We start from the raw sequence: 18,897 nt of genomic DNA, 5'->3' as shown, positions 1-18,897 counted from the left end.
CAACAAAAATATCCTGTTTGCAAATTTAAATAACCTCGATGAATGACGTGACCATGTTTGGTCAATCAATTCGGGGGCAATAAATTTAAGTGACAATAAGATGCAAATAACAAACCGGGGTTCTTATCACGAACGGATAAGAACCCCGGCAATTGGCACCAAAATCATCTCTGGCGCCTGATTAGATGACACTAGTTGTCAAATACGATCTTTATTGAGCCTGCTTTAACTGATCGAGAATCGCAGGATTTTCTAAAGTGGAAATATCTTGTGTGATCTCTTCACCTTTTGCCAAAACACGCAATAAACGGCGCATGATTTTGCCTGAGCGCGTTTTGGGTAAGTTATCACCGAAGCGGATTTCTTTAGGTTTGGCAATTGGTCCAATTTCTTTGGCAACCCAGTTACGCAGTTCCGTAGCTATTTGCTTGGCTTCATCGCCGGTTGGGCGACTACGTTTTAACACCACGAAAGCGCAGATCGCTTCTCCGGTTGTGTCGTCTGGTTTACCAACCACCGCCGCTTCTGCAACCAGTGGATTCGCCACTAACGCCGACTCGATTTCCATCGTACCCATGCGATGACCAGACACGTTCAGCACATCATCGATACGGCCGGTAATCGTAAAATAAGCGGTGTCCTTGTTACGTATCGCACCATCACCTGCCAGATACATCGTCCCGCCAAACTCTTCAGGAAAATAGCTCTTCTTAAAGCGCTCAGGATCACCCCAGATCGTGCGTATCATCGACGGCCAAGGACGTTTGACTACCAAAATACCGCCCTGCCCGTTCGGCAAATCGTGTCCGGTCTCATCAACGATTGCCGCCATAATACCTGGCAAAGGCAAGGTACATGAGCCCGGTACGAGTGGCGTTGCACCAGGTAATGGTGTCATCATGTGGCCGCCAGTCTCTGTTTGCCAGAACGTATCAACAATCGGGCAATTTTGATTACCGACATGATTGTGATACCACATCCAGGCTTCAGGATTAATCGGTTCGCCGACAGAGCCTAACAGTCGCAAGGACGATAAATCATATTGTTTCGGATGGATTTTTTCATCGCCATCTGCCGCTTTAATCAGGGAACGGATAGCAGTCGGCGCTGTATAAAAAATCGTTGCTTTGTGTTTTTGTATCATGTCCCAGAATCGCCCTGCATTCGGGAACGTCGGGATACCCTCAAAAACGATTTCAGTTGCCCCGGCAGCCAACGGCCCATAGGTAATATATGTATGTCCGGTAACCCAGCCAATATCTGCAGTACACCAGAACACATCATCGGGCTTCAGATCAAAGGTCCACTTCATCGTCAATATTGCCCAGAGCAAGTATCCGCCCGAGGAATGCTGCACGCCTTTTGGCTTACCTGTTGAGCCTGATGTATAGAGAATAAAAAGCGGATGTTCTGCGCTTACCCATTCCGGCTCGCACACATCAGATTGAGCAGCGACTAATTCATGCATCCAGAGATCGCGTCCTGGTACAACCGCAATGTTACCGCCGGTGCGTTTATAGATCACGACATTGCGCACCTTATCGCAATCACCTAATGCTAAAGCTTCGTCGACAATCGATTTCAAAGGCAAGTGTTTACCACCTCGTGCCTGCTCATCAGCAGTAATCACGGCGACAGCACCAACGTCGACAATACGTTCTTGCAAGGATTTAGCAGAAAAACCGCCAAACACGACCGAGTGTGTGGCACCAATGCGTGCGCACGCCTGCATCGCGACGACACCCTCTACGGACATCGGCATATAAATCACGACGCGGTCACCTTTGGTAATACCCAGGGACTTGAGACCATTCGCGAACTGGCATACTTTTTGGTGTAATTCTTTATAAGTGACTCTGGTGACATCACCGCCATCAGACTCGAAGATAACAGCCACTTTGTCGGCATTACCGTTTTGCAGATTGACGTCCAGGCAGTTATACGACACGTTGAGTAAACCGTCTTCAAACCATTTATAAAATGGTGCCTGGGACTCATCCAGTACTTTGGTGAACGGTGTATGCCAGTGCAAATTCTCGCGTGCCAGTCGCCCCCAAAAACCTTCGTAATCTTTATCGGCTTCGGCACAGAGCGCGTTGTAGGCTGCCATCCCGGAAATCGTCGCAGTTGCGGCAAAAGCGGCTGGCGGTGGGAAAATACGAGATTCTGCTTTCGTAGTGTCGAGGTCAGACATGTTTTTATCTCCGGCTTATTGTAATTGGCTTGTGTTCAGTACTTAAGACTCAATGCTTGTGATTCAATTCATGGCCACTCAGGTCGCGACGACCAATGCAGCGATCCCGCACTTAGGTTTTAGCAGGCATGCATGACGTCCATAACATTATCAATGATGCCACAAAAGCTGATCTCACTGAGTGCAAATACGACAGCCAATAACATAGGCGCGCAGACTTACTCAAGCCTTACGCTACAACAATTTAGACGACACTGGAGCTGCACCGTCCCCGCGTTGCCCGTGTAAAATAGCGGCTGTCACAGCATTTTTCAATGGATAAACTTGCCTCATGTCAAAAAATTCCCCACATAAACTATCGCCACTGGCGAGCGTTATCTTCTTTAGCCGCTGGCTACAATTACCGTTGTATCTGGGTTTAATACTTGCACAAGCAGTTTATGTATTCCATTTCTGGGTCGAACTGAGTGATTTGATCGGTGCGGCGATGGGTAATGAATCTGCTCTTAACCACATTCTGGACGCTGTCACAGTAGCGAATGCTCCGCGCCCTACTCGATTAAATGAAACGACGATCATGCTGGTCGTCCTGGGTCTTATTGACGTCGTCATGATTTCCAATCTGCTGATCATGGTGATCATCGGTGGTTATGAAACGTTTGTGTCACGTCTTGGTATCGAAGGACACCCTGATCAGCCTGAGTGGCTATCGCACGTCAACGCCACCGTACTCAAGGTCAAACTGGCGATGGCGATCATCGGTATCTCTTCTATTCATTTGCTTAAAACCTTCATCAATGCAGCCGCCTATGAACCGAAAGAACTCATCGCGCAAACTGCAATTCATATTACTTTTTTACTTTCAGCATTAGCGATTGCGTATTGTGACAACCTGGTTACCCGCACGCAAAATGAAGCACAAAAACATTAATCTTTTCCATCGATTTATTACTTAGCCAAGAGCCATATCATGACAGTCATTAAACAAGACGACCTGATCGAATCCGTCGCCGCCGCATTGCAGTACATTAGTTATTACCATCCGGCAGATTATATTGCCCATCTGGGACGCGCATACGAGGCCGAACAAAGCCCGGCAGCAAAAGATGCCATCGCCCAGATTTTGACCAATTCCCGCATGTGCGCCGAAGGACATCGACCGATCTGTCAAGACACCGGGATCGTCAATGTATTCATGAAAATCGGTATGGGCGTCCGGCTCGAAGGATTCACCAGCTCGATCACTGATGCCGTCAACGAAGGTGTGCGTCAGGGTTATGCAAATGCAGACAACGTATTACGCGCCTCTATCGTTGCCGATCCCTTGTTCGATCGTAAAAATACCAAAGACAACACCCCTGCCGTCATTCATATGGAATTGGTACCCGGCAATACGATTGATATCCAGGTCGCAGCAAAAGGTGGCGGCTCAGAAAACAAATCGAAATTCGTGATGCTCAATCCATCCGACTCACTGATTGACTGGGTCATGAAAACCGTGCCGACCATGGGCGCAGGCTGGTGTCCGCCTGGCATGCTGGGTATCGGCATCGGCGGTACCGCAGAAAAAGCCATGCTGATGGCAAAAGAATCGCTGATGCAAGACATCGATATGTACGAGCTCAAACAACGCGGTCCGCAAAACAAAACCGAAGAACTTCGTATTGAATTGTGCGACAAGATCAATGCTCTCGGTATTGGTGCACAAGGCCTGGGCGGTTTGACCACCGTACTGGACGTGAAGATCAATATGTACCCGACGCATGCGGCATCCAAACCAGTCGCCATGATCCCTAACTGTGCGGCAACGCGTCACGCACATTTCATTATGGACGGCTCAGGGCCGGTCTATATGGATCCGCCAGCGCTGTCCACCTGGCCTGATGTGCACTGGACTGCCGACACAGAAAAATCCAAACGTATCGATCTGAATACCCTGACGAAGGAGGAAGTCGCCTCATGGACACCAGGTCAGACGCTGCTATTAAACGGCAAAATGCTAACAGGTCGCGATGCTGCACATAAACGCATTCAAGACATGTTAGCTAAAGGCGAGAGCTTACCCATCGATTTTACTAATCGCGTTATCTACTATGTTGGCCCGGTTGATCCGGTACGTGATGAAGCGGTTGGCCCAGCAGGACCGACAACAGCAACACGTATGGATAAATTCACTGACATGATGCTGGAAAAAACCGGTTTGATTTCCATGATCGGCAAAGCCGAGCGTGGACCAGCTGCGATCGAATCCATCAAGAATCATAAGTCAGCTTATCTGATGGCTGTCGGCGGTGCCGCATACCTGGTGTCTAAGGCGATTAAAACGGCGAAAGTTGTTGGATTTGCGGATCTCGGTATGGAAGCCATTTATGAGTTTGACGTAGTGGATATGCCAGTCACCGTGGCAGTCGATTCGAACGGCACTTCCGTCCACAACACCGGTCCAAAAGAATGGCAAGCCAAGATCGGCATCATTCCCGTGACAAACTAAGTTCGCAAGATATCTGCACACATCAATAAAATATTGACGAGAACAAACACGCTATGCAAGTAACTGAATATGGTGCAGTCGGCGTGTTTGATTCGGGTATTGGCGGCCTGTCGGTTCTTCAGCATATACGTCAGCGACTTCCTGATGAATCATTGATTTATTTTGCGGATTCTGGCTTTGCGCCTTATGGTGACAAGCCAGAATCATTCATTATTGAACGCAGTCTGCTGATCGCTGATTATCTGCACAAAAAACACTGCAAAGCGATCGTCGTCGCCTGTAATACCGCAACAGCAGCAGCCATCAAAACGCTGCGCGATACCTATCCCGACCTGATCATTGTCGGTGTAGAGCCGGGTCTAAAGCCTGCGACACAACTCAGCAAAAATCATACTATCGGTGTACTGGCAACTCAGTCCACACTACAAAGCACAAAGTTTCAAACTTTAAAAAATCAGCTCAGCGTTGACACGGATGTGCGCTTTCTATCCCAAGCCTGCATAGGTCTCGTAGATCAAATTGAAAAAAATGAACTGCATACAGAGACCACATTAGCGCTACTGCATCGCTACATAACACCATTGCTAGCACAAGGGATTGACACACTTGTTCTGGGTTGTACTCACTATCCTTTTGTGACTGATGCCATCAAGCGGATCATTACTGATAGCGGCGCAGCGCCTGTCCAGATCATCGATACCGGTGAAGCTGTTGCACGTCAATTGGAGAAATTACTGGGTGCGGCATCTGCCGCTGAGAAAGCGGCACAGTCATATCAAGCTACAGCGCACCAGCCTTTTTTCAGTATGTACACCACAGGACAACTGTTAGGCGCTGAACGGGCACTACAAGGCTTGTTAAAACTGGCGCCTGAGGACTATCAGATTTTTTTCGCCGGTGAAGTAACTCCACAGATATCGGCGTAATACTGCGACTCAACAATGCGGCTTAACACTGCTTGGATAAAACAATTTTTCTGGGCAATGTTAAACTCGCCAGTGTATTTTTTAGCCTGCTTGCAGCAAGTCGGATTACTCCTAAGCTGCCAACATATACATTCACAAATCAAAAAAAGGTAAAGACAATATGAAACTCTATTATTCTCAAGGTGCCTGCTCGCTCTCCGCCCATATTGCATTGTACGAAGCCGGATTGACGTTCGAAGCAATTCCAGCGCCGACAAAAACGCACAAGTTACCTGATGGCACAGATTTTTACACCATCAATCCGCTTGGCTATGTACCCTTATTAGAACTCGATGATGGACGCCGTCTGCACGAAGGACCAGCGATTGTTCAATATATTGCCGACCAGGTTCCCGAGAAAAATCTAGCTCCAGCTAACGGCACATTTGAACGCTATAAATTGCAGGAATGGTTGACGTTTATCGGAACAGAATTGCACAAAAATTTTGCCCCGCTATTCAAACCAGGAACTCCTGCCGAAACGAAATCAGCCGCCTCTGATCAACTGAAATCCCGCCTGGCTTGGGTCGATGGCGAATTAGCCGGTAAAGATTATCTGTTGGGCGATCACTTCTCCGTCGCCGATGGCTATCTGTTCAATGTAACGAACTGGGCACATCTGGTCGGTTTGGATATTTCAGGTTTTGCAAATCTGCTCGCATTCAGAGCGCGTATTGCCGCTCGTCCCGCAGTCATTACAGCAATGAAAGCTGAAGGTTTGCTGATACGTTAAAACGGAGATGTGATGCCTGCCGGGAGTCGCTCTGTCGAATTACGGGCAGACATCGGCAGGTCTTGATACATCAGCACACTTGTGTTTCGGCTAAATAAGCCCATATGGATTGCATGATCCCATTTTCTATTCTCGACCTTGCTCCCATTGCCGAAGGCAGCGACGCCTCGCAATCATTTCGCAATACGCTGAACCTGGCACAGCACGGAGAACAGTGGGGTTATCAACGTTATTGGTTGGCAGAGCATCACGGTATGCCCGGCATTGCGAGCGCCGCCACCGCTGTTCTCATCGGGCACGTTGCCGCAGGCACTTCGAGGATCAGGGTTGGTGCTGGAGGCATCATGCTGCCGAATCACTCCCCCTTAGTCATTGCGGAGCAATTTGGCACCTTGGAATCATTATTTCCGGGTCGTATCGATTTAGGTCTGGGCAGGGCACCGGGTTCCGATCAGGCAACCGCAAGAGCATTGCGAAGAAATCTGGATTCAGATGCAGATGAATTTCCGCAGGATGTGGTTGAGCTCATCGATTATTTTTCAGCAGAACCCAGACAATCCGTTCGTGCCATCCCAGGTACGGGTCTACAAGTGCCAGTGTGGATACTGGGTTCTAGCCTTTTTGGCGCACAACTGGCTGCCAGTCTGGGGCTGCCATATGCGTTTGCCTCCCACTTCGCTCCATCACAGATGATGCAAGCCATCGCTATTTATCGCGAACGTTTTCAAGCCTCGGCACAACTGCAAAAACCTCATGTCATGTTGGGATTCAACGTATTTGCAGCGGACACCGACAAAGAAGCACATTACCTCGCCAGCTCTGCTCAACAGGCATTTATCAATTTGCGCAGCGGAAGACCAAAACGCCTGCCGCCTCCGGTAGATAATTTTCTCGATCAAATCCATCCTGGTGAAAAAGCTTTACTCGATCAGATTTTGTCATGCTCAGCGATCGGCTCACCAGAAAGCGTAACTGAAGCAATGCAGGCATTTATTCATCGCACCGGTGCAGATGAGCTGATGATTACGTCACAGATTTTTGATCACGCAGCACGGCTGAGATCATACGAAATTACTGCCAGCATCAAACTACAGCGACAATAACCCGCTATGTTTAATTAAGGCCTAATTGAGTGTTACGCTCCAACCGATTCACATTCAAATGTGACTCACTGAAGTGACTAGGATCTCAATATTGTCGAAGTGAGCGTTAACCAATCCATAGCTTGTAATCAATCCCGTTTTGTATCGCCCCTAAAACTAAGGCCTGATTTTCTGGGCTTTCACTAAAACTCGCCAGAGTACTAGCGGGGCTGATATTCCCAAGATTAAGATCATTTACCCAGAAATTCAACCCTCCCTGATCCGGCTCTCTATGCAAAACATTATGGTAAAAATTAGTGACGAGAACCGTATTGCTTGGGTTAGCGCCATAGATAGTCTTAAATTCAGCCGACTGCATGAAGCCCGTTGCAACACTGGTCAAACTTGCTCCACTATCCATCGCATTAATCCAATACCCTAACCCGGTAATATCGGGCTTACGGTCAAACGCTGCCTGATAAATTCGATAAGCCTGACCAGCGATACCACTAATATCAAAAGCAAGCGAAGTATCAGAAAACTGCAATCTTTCCACCTGATGAATCGTATCAGTGCCGTCATGACCAACATTGTCTTTTACGACGAAATCAGGATTTGTTCCGGAGATACCATAGTCACTTTTTTTACCCGCATAAATTACGGTATCAACGCCATCCCCTCCGGTAAAAATATCGTTACCGGAAGTAGTAATGAAAGTATCTTTTCCAGCAGTTCCCTGCTTCACTATGCCAACCGCGGTGGTAAAAGAATAGCTGCTGATACCTGCATAAGCATTGCCGGCAAGATCTTTCACGCTGCCACTTGCGACAACAACTTTATAAGTAATTCCGTAGCTTAGATCTGCAGAGGGATTCAAGGTTAACGTATTGCCAGAAATTGACAGATTGGAACTGGTACCGGCGTCATAACTGGCGATTTGTGTACCATCTGCAGTAGTCAGCGTAACTAAGCCGTTACCTCTGGCAATCGCCTCGCTGAATGTTAAGACAATATTACTATCGGTCGCCACATTCGTTGCCTGCGCGGCAGGACTAAAACTACTGACAGTCGGAGCGATCGTATCCGCAAAATAAGTCGCAATATCTAGCGTATCTGTTTTATTGGCAAAGACCAATTTTTCAAAATTATATAAGGTCGCATGAAAAGGTTCGCCCCCACTTGCGCTTGAGATAGAGTCGACATGCACGGCTCCGTCACCTGTTTTAGTAATGGTATAACTGGATCGCAAAGATGTGCCGAGATATAGAGTATCTATACCGCCCAGACCATCAATAACAACCGTACCGGGGTTGACTACCGTCCAGGAATCATTTCCGGCAGTTCCGTTTATTGTCGCCATACCAAATCTCCAAATCTCATTAACTATGAATATAAGAACACATCACCAGATTATTAAATGGCTTGGCTCATATGGACCATACCCAGATGATCCATTGCCAGAAAACTCATTCCGGAGGATTCCAGGTAGCGAATTCCCTCAGATTGCTTCAGCATAGCAATAGTAGTACAGTTACCCGCAACAACCGCATACGGCGCAACTACACTAACAGTCTGCCAGTGTGAAACTGGCTGCCCCGTTCGCGGATCGATCACATGACAGTAACGTCGTCCATTCAACTCAAAAAACCGTTCATAGTCGCCACTGGTTGCCAGCCCCCCTCGTTCAATGGGAATGGTAGCAAGCAATTCTCTTTTTAACCGAGGATGCTGAATGCCGATTTTCCATGGACTATGATCAGGTTTAGGTCCGATCACACGCATATCCCCACCCAGGTTCACATAGCCAGACACCGCGCCAGCCTCAATCAATTTTGCACCCGCTCTGTCTGCAGCATATTCTTTGCCAAAACCACCGAAATCAATTTCCATTCCATGTTTTTCAAGGCGTATGCAATGATTTGCACGCTCGACAAATTGCCATCCTATTAAAGGCGACAGTTCAGATAACTCCTCATCGGATGGTACTCTCGCAGACCTGAAATCCCATGCACGCCTTAGAACGCCCGCGGTAATATCAAACAAGGTGTCACTCGACAAATACAAGCTATCCGCATAATTCAGCAAAGCCCAGGTTTCATCATCACATTCAACAGGATTCTGTCCGGCCGAATGATTAATTTTCGACACGATACTGTCTGCTCGGTAGCGGGAAAACTTATGCTCAATGCGGATAACTTCGTTAATCGCTACCTTTGAATAGCTTTCTGCCTGCTGCGCATCCGCCGCCGCAATGACAAGCTCACAACTACATGCCATTGCTTTAAAAGGTATTCTAAAAATTTGCATACAAATCAAAAGTACCCGTGATCTGTTAATTGACTATCTCAAAACTGCTTCGATAATCCTAGCTGAATACTTCTCGCATAAAACGGCAACATTCCCGGGCTACCGCTACCAAATAAGCGCCAGTCAGAACGTTGCGTGTATTGTTCAACTTTAATATCCACCAGCCAGTCATCCCCTAATTGCTTTGCCACTTTTAAACCTAAAGTACGGGCACCAAAGGCCGATACTCGCTGATCTTCTGAAAAATATATTACGTCCTCAGGAGGATTCGGTGGAAAAGGCGATCCGCTAGTATCCGCGTTGACATAAAAATTGGCAGCACTTTGACTATATATTCTCAGTTGTGGCGTGATCGTCCAACCGTTTATCAATGGTTGAACATATTCCAGACCAATCGTGTGTGCTTTGATCGACCATGTATCTGAATAGTACCTGTAACTTAACCTGGCGGTGCCTTGAGTAAGGTCAATAAAGTGGTTCCAGCGAGCCAACAAAGTACGGTTTGTCCTCTCTCTTGGCCGATTATCAAAAACCTTGTAAGGATCTGAAAAATATCCGCTACCATGGGAAATACCAACACTCAACTGAGTAATATCTTTACTCGTCAAAACTTGAGTCACACTAAATAACAAATCAAGCACCCGCTTCTTTTCATCGGTAACAATCTTATTATTAGGATTAATCGTATCCCTGTTCATGCCGATACCCGCTGCCCATGTCGTATTTCTATCTTCGCTGGAAAAACTCGCCTGCGCCGACAAACCTTTTGAGACATAATCAGATTCGTTGGAAACATTGAGCCCCAAGGTAATAGCAGACGTCTGAAAATAACGCGTCACTTCAACATCAGCGGCATTACGTCTATCCTCCATTTTTTTTAAACCAGCGTTATGATAAGACGGCGAGGCACCCGAAATACCGTCTGTCGTTACCGAACCGCCTAAAGACCATTCACCAGAAACTGGCGCAATGATTTTTACGGCAGTTGCTTTGACTTTGATCCGGTCTTCACCGGGCTGACTATCCAGATAGTCTAGATACTTCACACTGATCGTCCCCTTATCCGGTGCATTCTCGGCAAGTGCCTGACCAGTAAAAGGTAAAGATAGTGCCGCAGAAATTAACGCAGACCCGACAGATTTGAAAGTGCCTGATTCAGGGGAGGCGTCGTTCATTTGCAGATTACTCGTCATCGTTATTCGTCCAGAAAAATTAAAATTCAGTTACAACCACATCCACCGCCACCGACACCGGCGCCACCAGAAGCCGCCTCTTTACTAAAGTAGACATGTTCAACAAATTTTGTTTCTAAAGGATCGCCTTCAAATTTCATTTCTTGCTTCGCCAATTTCCCTTTTTCCCAGGCTTGAACAGAGGGCAGAGAACTGCATGCAGATAAAGACTGCATCAATAACAACAGCAAGCCAACATTCAAATAGTGTGTTCTACGGCATAAAAATGGACTAGACATCATTTCACCTCTAACTGTAATTGGATTTCTTTTTCGATTCGGTTACGAGTCTCATCATTAAATCCCGAGTGCTGCGCAATCACCTTACCATCACGACCGATCAAGATACTGGTAGGCATCCCTTTTATGTCGAATAGTTTTGCTGTTATGCCTTTAGGGTCTAAGGCAATATCAAAATTTGCAGGTACTGTCGCTAAAAAATTCTTCCAATCGCCAATATCCGTATCGACGTTAACAGCAATTATCTTAAATCCTTGTGATTCATATTTGGATTGCATCGCATTCATCCAGGGGAAGGATTTTTTACAAGGGCCGCACCATGAGGCCCAAAAATCAAGATAAACGAGCTTACCTTTAAAGTCACTAAGCTTGGATGACGTCGAGACACCTTGAAGTGCAGCCTCTGGAGCCGTTTTCCCTATTTCAGCAGCATGGAGTGTCAGATGAGTACATAGCAAAAAAAACGCAAATAATATCGTCACGGGGGTTAATAATTTTGACATTTACACCTCTATCTTAAAAATTGTCAGATATCGTCGCTTACAATTTTTTTAAATTAGACGGTCTAAAAAAATGACCTTCTTTTTTCAATCTCTTAACGGCCTAAGATAAACGAATTTGATTTTGCAAAGTTAACTATTTCAGAAAAGTATAGGCACTCGTCTTATCAAAGAGACAGGCTATTACATTCGCTAACGCAAATACGGAGAAAATTACACTTATCAATCGGGCTCCTGACTGGATAACAGTCGATATGGCTCATGGAACTTGCAATCAATGCAATCAAATCAATCTAGAGTAAGTTGCCGTAGTCAGCCTCTTCAGATATCGATCAAACACCATCGCAATCGCCCGCACAAACAAGCGACCTTTTGCCGTTACGCGCACGTGCTCCTCGCTGACCTGTATAAAGCCAGTCTCTTCATATTGCTTTAGCAGCACTAGCTCTTCAGCAAAATACTCTGCGAAATCGATATGATAATCCCGGTTGATCGTCGCAATATCCAGAGGCATGCTGCACATCAAGGTCATGATAACTTCACGGCGCAATAAGTCATCCGGATGTAAGACAATCCCTTTTTCAACAGGTAAATGTCCTTCATCAAGTAACTGATAATAGGCTTTGATGCTACGTACCGATTGACTATATGAATGACCGATTTTACCGATAGCGGATACGCCAAGACCAATCAGATCGCAGTCGGCACGGGTGGTGTATCCCTGAAAATTACGGTGTAGCGTCCGATCCTGACGCGCTTTATTCAGTTCATCGTCGGGTTTGGCAAAATGATCAAGTCCGATATAAACATAACCAGCATCGAGCAGGCGCCAGGTTGACATCATAAATATTTGTAACCGGTCTTCCGCCGATGGCAAGTCGGTTTCGACAATCTGTCTTTGCGCTTTAAAACGGCTCGGCAAATGTGCATAGTTATAGAGTGCGATGCGGTCTGGCGCTAATGCAATCAGGTGATCTAGCGTACGACTAAAACTCTCTTTGTTTTGCTTTGGCAAGCCGTAAATCAAATCGGCGTTGATTGACCGAAAATGTTGTTGCCGGCTTTGAATCACCGCAGCTTCAACCATTTCATAAGGCTGTATCCGGTTAACCGCCTGTTGTACCGCCGGATCAAAGTCCTGCACACCAAAACTATTCCGGTTAAAGCCTAGCTCAGCTAACACCGTCAGAGTCTCCGATTTCAGGGTACGTGGATCAATCTCCACACCCAGCTCCGCGTCATCAGTAAAGCTAAAGTGCCTGCGCAGCATCGCCATCAATTGACGCAACTCGTCAGAGCTAAAAAAAGTTGGCGTACCCCCTCCCAGATGTAATTGCGAGGTCTGACGATCAGGGCCAATTCTGGCGACAACTAATTCAATTTCTTTTTCCAGATAACGCAGATATTCCGTTGTCCGGCCATGATCTTGCGTAACGATTTTATTGCAGGCACAAAAATAACAAAGCGATTCGCAAAACGGCAGGTGCAAGTAAAGTGACAACGGTGGCTTATTGGTGTTGATCGCTCGTTGTTCTAAATAGGAGATATAACATTGTTCGTCAAACCTCTCATGGAAGCGATCTGCTGTCGGGTATGAGGTATAGCGCGGGCCTGATTTGTCGAATTTGCGTATTAACTCTTCGGACAACTCAATCTCGTCAGTGGTGTGGACAGTGGTCATCTTCTTCTTTCAATGCACGGTTGAGTGGATTTATTGGGTGGGTTGCCACCATTTTATTTGTCATGCTGAAATCAAATATGGATATGGATCAAGGAATGAGCACATCAGCAAGCGCATCCTGAGTGTCGAAGGACTTGCATGACTCCACGTGAAGCCGCTAAAAACATATATAACAACTCACTTATAATCGATGAGTGAAATATACTCCCTCTTAGTATTATTTAAAACACCTTTAAATCAATGCGGATAAGGGCATATTTATAAATAAATAGGGGGAGTATATTAAATGAAGCCGCATAAAATGGATGTACTGATATCGTTCTCAATACTGATATCCTATGGTGCATGATTATTTTTTAAACACAAAAACGATCAAGGAGTGTCATGAAAAAAAAGCTTTTCTCTATTTGTCTGCTAGTCTGCTGCAGTCTGACAATCGCACAATTTGCGTCTGCCCAGGACAACCATATCGACACGATACGTCCAGATGCACCGGAGCTGGCACAATACGGCAAGCTTGCGATCGGCGTGAAGACGGTACAGCTCGTTCATCCCCAGCAACTTGATATTATTAAATCCAAGGCTGGAGAAACAACGCCGGTGTACGATAGACCGCTTACCGTTGAAATCTGGTATCCCGCCACCCTCCCCGAGGGTCAGGCTAGTGCAGGACAAAGTTCAACGTATCTCCGTGATGGAAAAACACCAATCACTCTGTATGGCAAAGCGGTACGTGATGCCAAACCCGATACCTTGCACGGCCCCTATCCGCTGCTGATTGTCTCGCACGGCTATCCGGGCAATCGTTTTTTACTCAGCCATCTGGCGGAAAATCTCGCCAGCAAAGCGTATATCGTGGTCGCAGTCGATCATACCGACAGCACCTATAACGATCAGGCGGCGTTTGCCAGCACCTTGCTAAACCGCCCGCTGGACCAGCTTTTCGTGCTCAATGAGATGGCGCGTTTGAACACCAGCGCTGCAGGCGGCAATCTGAAAGGGCTGATCAATACCGAGATGACTGGTTTGATCGGCTATTCCATGGGGGCTTATGGCGTCGTGAACGCAATTGGTGGTGGCTTCGCTGAAAAAAGTGTGAAAGCACCATCCAGCGTACCGAATGGTGCCTTAGCGATCAGGCAATCAGGCAATCCCGATTATCTCGCGTCACTGGATAAACGGATTAAAGCGGCAATCGCTTTTGCTCCCTGGGGATGGAATTACGGTGCATGGGATGCATCCGGTCTGGCAGGAATCAAGACGCCCGTATTCTTTATCGCTGGCAGCGCCGATGATGTCTCCGGTTACTCGCCGGGGGTAAGAAATATTTTTGAAGCAAGCGTGAATGCACCGCGATTCTTGTTGACCTACGAGAACGCCAATCACAACGCTGGCGCACCTATTCCGGCCCCCAAAGAAGCATGGCTACCCTCCCCCGCAATGAAGCGACTACCGGCAGAGCATTATATTGACGCCGTTTGGGACAGCACGCGGATGAATAATATTGCCCAGCATTTTGCCACCGCATTTCTGGGGAAGTTTCTTAAAAACGACGCGACGATGGATCCGTATCTGAACTTGATCGAGAATGCGAAAGAAGGTAAATGGTCGGTCGACCCAAATGGCGGCCTCAAGAATGATCACACCTACTGGAAGGGTTTTCCAGCACGTACCGCTGTCGGCCTCAAGCTAGAACAGCGCCAGCCCTAATTGATAAAAACTGATTCTCATAAAAAAACCGCACTTTTTTCACTGCGGTTTTTTTAAACCAAGCATTAGCCGAGCTGATCATTAACACTAATTAAGACTAATTAGCACTAACTAGAATTAACTAAAATAAATTCGCCTTATCCAGTACCAATTAAATCCGTACCAATTCGTGATGCTCTGCTCTACATCCAGTCAGTTTACTCAAGCAATCAAGCATTGATTGCCTTACGTCCAATCGCGGAATCATCCGAGAAAAACCCGTCAATGCCTGCATCGATATAACGTCGTATCTCAGCAATAGAGCCTATTTCATTACGTGCGTTTTCACCATTGCTATCTCTAAAATCCGCTGCAAGAAAACGATTCTCCGGACGGAAAGTCCATGTATGTACCAGTAAGCCAGCGTCATGCGCATCATTAATCAAGGCAGTTGGTTGTCCCAATTTGCCATCGGCCAGCAAAGGAATCAAAGCACGCGTCGGCGGTGCGACCACATCTGCATAGCGAGCGATATCACGCAATCCCGCCTTCGACGACATAGCACCAAAATTCAAATCACCACCAGCGGCAACCACATCGGCGGGACGAATATTTCCCTCCGCGACTAGTTGCATTAAACGGATATTGTCTTTCTTACCGATGACACTGCGGATGTACTTCAGATTCGCCACTTCGAAGGATTGAATTTCCAATGGACAGCGTTTGGTATATTCATGCTCAGTGAGGCTTTTCAAAAAACGATCTTCCAGCGGCAAACCCACTTTAGCAAAATAAGTAGAATGCTTTAGCTCAGGAACCAGCCCGATCAGTCGACCAACCGTTGCAGATTCGGCTGCAGCAAAATCAATGATTTCATCCCAGGTCAAAATCTGAAACATACGATCATAAAAGGTATTTTGCGGACGCACTTTCGGCAGGCGCTCAACCGCGCGAAGTGACTTCAATTCACTCAGAGTGAAATCGTCGCAAAACCACCCCGTATGCGTACGGCCATCAATCGTCTTGGTAGTACGTTTAACAGCGAATTCAGGTCGTTGAGAAACGTCAGTCGTTTCATCCAGTATTGCCTCATGCCGCGCAACCAGCACACCATCCCGGGTACTAACCAGATCTGGCTCTATATAATCCGCACCGTCAGCAATCGCTTTGGCGTATGCCGCCAGAGTGTGCTCAGGCCGCAGCGCAGAGGCGCCGCGATGCGCGAATAATTCGACTTTGCGCAAAGAGGAAGCCAGTGCCTGAGAAACAAAACCCGCTGCATCAAGAGATAACACACCGCCGCTCACTAAGGCAGTTTTCAGAAAAGAACGGCGGCTATTGATCATCTCTGTTGTCCTTTAAAAATCCGCGCCAAATGTCACGAAATACTGACGTGGTGCAATTGGAAATGTGTTGTAAGTCCCGTTCGCAGCGCCGACGACGACCACAGAATCTCCTTTGACCTGATTCAGGTTCGTGATGTTCAGACGCACTCTGGCATTTTTGATGAAATTATTTTGCACCATCGGTATCTTCGCATTGACACCGAGATTCAACATGAAATAACTGTTGACGGCCAAATCGTTGGTATAGGTTGCATAGCGCTTGCCAACATAATCACCAATTAATTGGGCATCAATCTCGCCAAATGTTGCGGATGCCACGAACTTATTCATCCACTCAGGACTGCCCGGAACTTTTTTACCCGAGGTCGGCACCAGCGTTTTGCCATTACTGTAATCGTCCGCATAGACCGAACGGTTGTAGGACAAAGCGTTGTAGAAACTAAAGTTTCGACCAAAATGCAAAGTACCTGCCAGATCAATGCCATCGGTCGTGACGCTGCCGACGTTGGCAAGAATAGGATTGCCACCAATAATAGATGAGATCACAGGCGTAGGGCTGATTTGCAATAAGCGATTGCTAAAATCTACGTGATACACCGTCACCTGGCCATCAATTTTATTCAGCGGTCCCAGATCCAGATTGCGCTTGCTACGCAGACCCGCCTCATAGGTTAATGAGGTTTCTGGCTGTGCCGTATTTTTGAATAAATCAAAAGCCGACTGACTTGCCAGACTCCAAGGCGATGCGCCGCCACCGCCATAAGTCACGAACTGACGCATATTCTTTTGGATATTGATGAACAACTGATCACGCGTGCTCAGATCCCAGAGCATGCCGACCTGTGGCAAGAACCATTTTTTGGTATCAATCTCACCGACGGGCAAAGCGAGAGAGCCGCCAGAGATTGCACCTGCCTTGGGCTGTACAGGAAAATCTCCTTTTGCATACTGCAAACTCGATTTGAAACCTGCCTGCAAGACCATATCCGGACGGACGCGCCACTCATCTTGCAGGTGTAACTGGATAACGTTATTACGAATCTCACTACCGTATTGAGTAATCAAAGGATTACTTGGACGGTCATATGGGGAGCTAGGATTATTCACATCCAGCGGATACCAGCGGCGATAGGCAGAGGACTCGTTGTGCTCCCACCAGCCGCCAAATTCGATCTGATGATTGCCAAACTCAGTGCGCAAATTAGAGATCAGGCCAGAGCGATGAATATCATATTCTGTGGTACGGGTGGCATACCCTGAATTGCCAAAAACTTTTTTCAAATCCTGGTTAGGAAAGTAAATACTGAACAGCGCTGGCAGACCCGCCGCACCTATCGGTCCGGCAACCACGCCAACACCATCATCACGGTGAAAATACACCTGATTCGACCAGACGGTGGATTCGTTCAGGTTCAGGTCATATTTAGCATAGGTCAATATATCCTTACGCTGCGCATCACTATAGTAGTTGTGATAATTCGAACCGTCAGCGGCTGGCGTTGCACCGGTTGGCGACAGATAAGTCAAGGCAGCAGGAAAATTCGGATACAGGAATGGCCGTGTGTACGGTGCGCTCGTCTCGCCAGTCACATGAACCGTGCTGTCTTCATTTGGTTCTATCTTGTCGTTATAGTTGAAATACAGCGTGAGCTTGCCAGAAGGCTTAGCGCTCACGAATTTTGCATTGAGTTGTTTACCGCCTTGTTTACCATCAAAATCCCAGGCGCGCGCATCCTGACGCATGATGGAAATATAAGCCGCATTACCCTCGCCAAAAGTACCGGTATCAAAACGTGTATAAGTACGTGAGGTTCTATAACTACCTAAAGTCTGCTCGAGAGTAGTCTTTTGTTTTGCTAAAGGATCGCTACTGAATACTTCTATCGTGCCACCCAGATTGCTAGTGGACGGCGTGGCCAGGTTACCTGCTCCGGAGGACAGGATCACATTTCTGACATTCTCGCTTATCACAGCACGTTGTGGCGACAAGCCATTGTAGTTGCCGTATTGCTGATCACCGAGTGGTACACCATCCATCGTGTAACCGAGTTGCTGACCATTGAATCCATGGACGAACAAGGAGAGATTTTGTTCGTTATTTCCCCATGGATCTGCTGTGGCAAAGGTCACGCCAGGCAGAGTCTGCAAGGATTTAACAGGATTAATCCCTGGCAGGATTTTTTGTATTTCGCTACCGCGTAATGACACAGCAGAACGGGTAGTCTGAGACGAAATTTCAACCGTCGCAATCGCACCGTCTGCTTTTTCATTTTTACTGCTATCAGAAATCGCCGCAACTGTCTGTGCAAAGACAGGTTGTACAAAAACGAACATGCAAGCGGTCGACGCAATCGCTAATGCAGGTGCTGAGTGAGTGAATGTTTTTTTCTTAAAATGAACTGATCTCATGGGGTTCTCGTGAAGAACTAGCGGTGACT

Annotated in this window: 15 protein-coding genes; 6 read left to right on the top strand and 9 right to left on the bottom strand. The window is 47.0% G+C overall.

All coding sequences use genetic code 11. The annotated features are described in order from the left end of the window. Window positions 1–211: 211 nt before the first annotated feature. On the bottom strand, window positions 212–2,194 hold the full coding sequence (gene acs / locus ACO0K4_RS09535) for an acetate--CoA ligase (RefSeq protein WP_422956393.1): 1,983 nt from the start codon (window positions 2,192–2,194) through the stop codon (window positions 212–214). Between the two features lie 331 nt (window positions 2,195–2,525). Between acs and ACO0K4_RS09530 the strand changes: the two genes are divergently transcribed. The 5 genes from ACO0K4_RS09530 (at window position 2,526) to ACO0K4_RS09510 (ending at window position 7,486) form a co-directional block, all read left to right on the top strand. Next, window positions 2,526–3,125 (top strand): TIGR00645 family protein, encoded by a 600-nt coding sequence (locus ACO0K4_RS09530; RefSeq protein ID WP_422956392.1) that lies wholly within the window; start codon window positions 2,526–2,528, stop codon window positions 3,123–3,125. 39 nt (window positions 3,126–3,164) lie between these two features. Continuing rightward, window positions 3,165–4,685: a fumarate hydratase gene (locus tag ACO0K4_RS09525; RefSeq protein ID WP_422956391.1), complete on the top strand. Its 1,521-nt coding sequence runs from the start codon at window positions 3,165–3,167 to the stop codon at window positions 4,683–4,685. A 53-nt stretch (window positions 4,686–4,738) separates the two neighbouring features. Continuing rightward, the gene (gene murI / locus ACO0K4_RS09520) at window positions 4,739–5,611 is read left to right on the top strand and encodes a glutamate racemase (RefSeq protein WP_422956390.1); all 873 of its coding nucleotides are present in this window, start codon (window positions 4,739–4,741) and stop codon (window positions 5,609–5,611) included. A gap of 160 nt (window positions 5,612–5,771) precedes the next feature. Further along, window positions 5,772–6,383 (top strand): glutathione transferase GstA, encoded by a 612-nt coding sequence (gene gstA, locus ACO0K4_RS09515; RefSeq protein ID WP_422956389.1) that lies wholly within the window; start codon window positions 5,772–5,774, stop codon window positions 6,381–6,383. Between the two features lie 113 nt (window positions 6,384–6,496). After that, window positions 6,497–7,486 carry an LLM class flavin-dependent oxidoreductase gene (locus tag ACO0K4_RS09510; RefSeq protein ID WP_422956388.1) on the top strand — a complete coding sequence of 330 codons (990 nt, stop codon included), beginning with the start codon at window positions 6,497–6,499 and terminating at the stop codon, window positions 7,484–7,486. A 106-nt stretch (window positions 7,487–7,592) separates the two neighbouring features. Here the strand turns inward: ACO0K4_RS09510 and ACO0K4_RS09505 are convergent, their stop codons facing one another. The 6 genes from ACO0K4_RS09505 to hemN form a co-directional block, all read right to left on the bottom strand. Beyond that, a complete protein-coding gene (locus ACO0K4_RS09505; protein WP_422956387.1) occupies window positions 7,593–8,825 on the bottom strand; it encodes a DUF4214 domain-containing protein in 1,233 nt (410 codons plus the stop codon). A 53-nt stretch (window positions 8,826–8,878) separates the two neighbouring features. After that, window positions 8,879–9,772 carry an FAD:protein FMN transferase gene (locus ACO0K4_RS09500; protein ID WP_422956386.1) on the bottom strand — a complete coding sequence of 298 codons (894 nt, stop codon included), beginning with the start codon at window positions 9,770–9,772 and terminating at the stop codon, window positions 8,879–8,881. A gap of 38 nt (window positions 9,773–9,810) precedes the next feature. Continuing rightward, window positions 9,811–10,965, bottom strand: coding sequence for a DUF3570 domain-containing protein (locus ACO0K4_RS09495; protein ID WP_422956385.1), 1,155 nt, complete (start codon window positions 10,963–10,965; stop codon window positions 9,811–9,813). 26 nt (window positions 10,966–10,991) lie between these two features. Then, window positions 10,992–11,246, bottom strand: coding sequence for a DUF4266 domain-containing protein (locus ACO0K4_RS09490; RefSeq protein WP_422956384.1), 255 nt, complete (start codon window positions 11,244–11,246; stop codon window positions 10,992–10,994). After that, the gene (locus tag ACO0K4_RS09485; protein ID WP_422956383.1) at window positions 11,243–11,746 is read right to left on the bottom strand and encodes a TlpA family protein disulfide reductase; all 504 of its coding nucleotides are present in this window, start codon (window positions 11,744–11,746) and stop codon (window positions 11,243–11,245) included. The genes ACO0K4_RS09490 and ACO0K4_RS09485 overlap by 4 nt, the downstream gene beginning before the upstream one ends. Window positions 11,747–12,026: 280 nt before the next feature. Beyond that, entirely contained in the window at window positions 12,027–13,424 is a 1,398-nt protein-coding gene (gene hemN / locus ACO0K4_RS09480; protein WP_422956382.1) for an oxygen-independent coproporphyrinogen III oxidase, read from the bottom strand. A gap of 384 nt (window positions 13,425–13,808) precedes the next feature. On the opposite strand from hemN, the gene ACO0K4_RS09475 reads away from it, so the two are divergent. Further along, window positions 13,809–15,134 (top strand): alpha/beta hydrolase family protein, encoded by a 1,326-nt coding sequence (locus ACO0K4_RS09475; protein WP_422956381.1) that lies wholly within the window; start codon window positions 13,809–13,811, stop codon window positions 15,132–15,134. Between the two features lie 209 nt (window positions 15,135–15,343). On the opposite strand, the gene ACO0K4_RS09470 is transcribed toward ACO0K4_RS09475, so the two are convergent. Both ACO0K4_RS09470 and ACO0K4_RS09465 read right to left on the bottom strand, forming a co-directional pair. Further along, window positions 15,344–16,459 (bottom strand): glycerophosphodiester phosphodiesterase, encoded by a 1,116-nt coding sequence (locus ACO0K4_RS09470; protein ID WP_422956380.1) that lies wholly within the window; start codon window positions 16,457–16,459, stop codon window positions 15,344–15,346. 12 nt (window positions 16,460–16,471) lie between these two features. Further along, a complete protein-coding gene (locus ACO0K4_RS09465) occupies window positions 16,472–18,868 on the bottom strand; it encodes a TonB-dependent receptor (RefSeq protein WP_422956379.1) in 2,397 nt (798 codons plus the stop codon). Between the last annotated feature and the right edge of the window lie 29 nt (window positions 18,869–18,897).

Source organism: Undibacterium sp. RuTC16W, assembly GCF_049339445.1.
In the GTDB taxonomy this organism is placed as follows: domain Bacteria; phylum Pseudomonadota; class Gammaproteobacteria; order Burkholderiales; family Burkholderiaceae_D; genus Undibacterium.
This window is presented reverse-complemented; position numbering and strand designations above follow the sequence as displayed.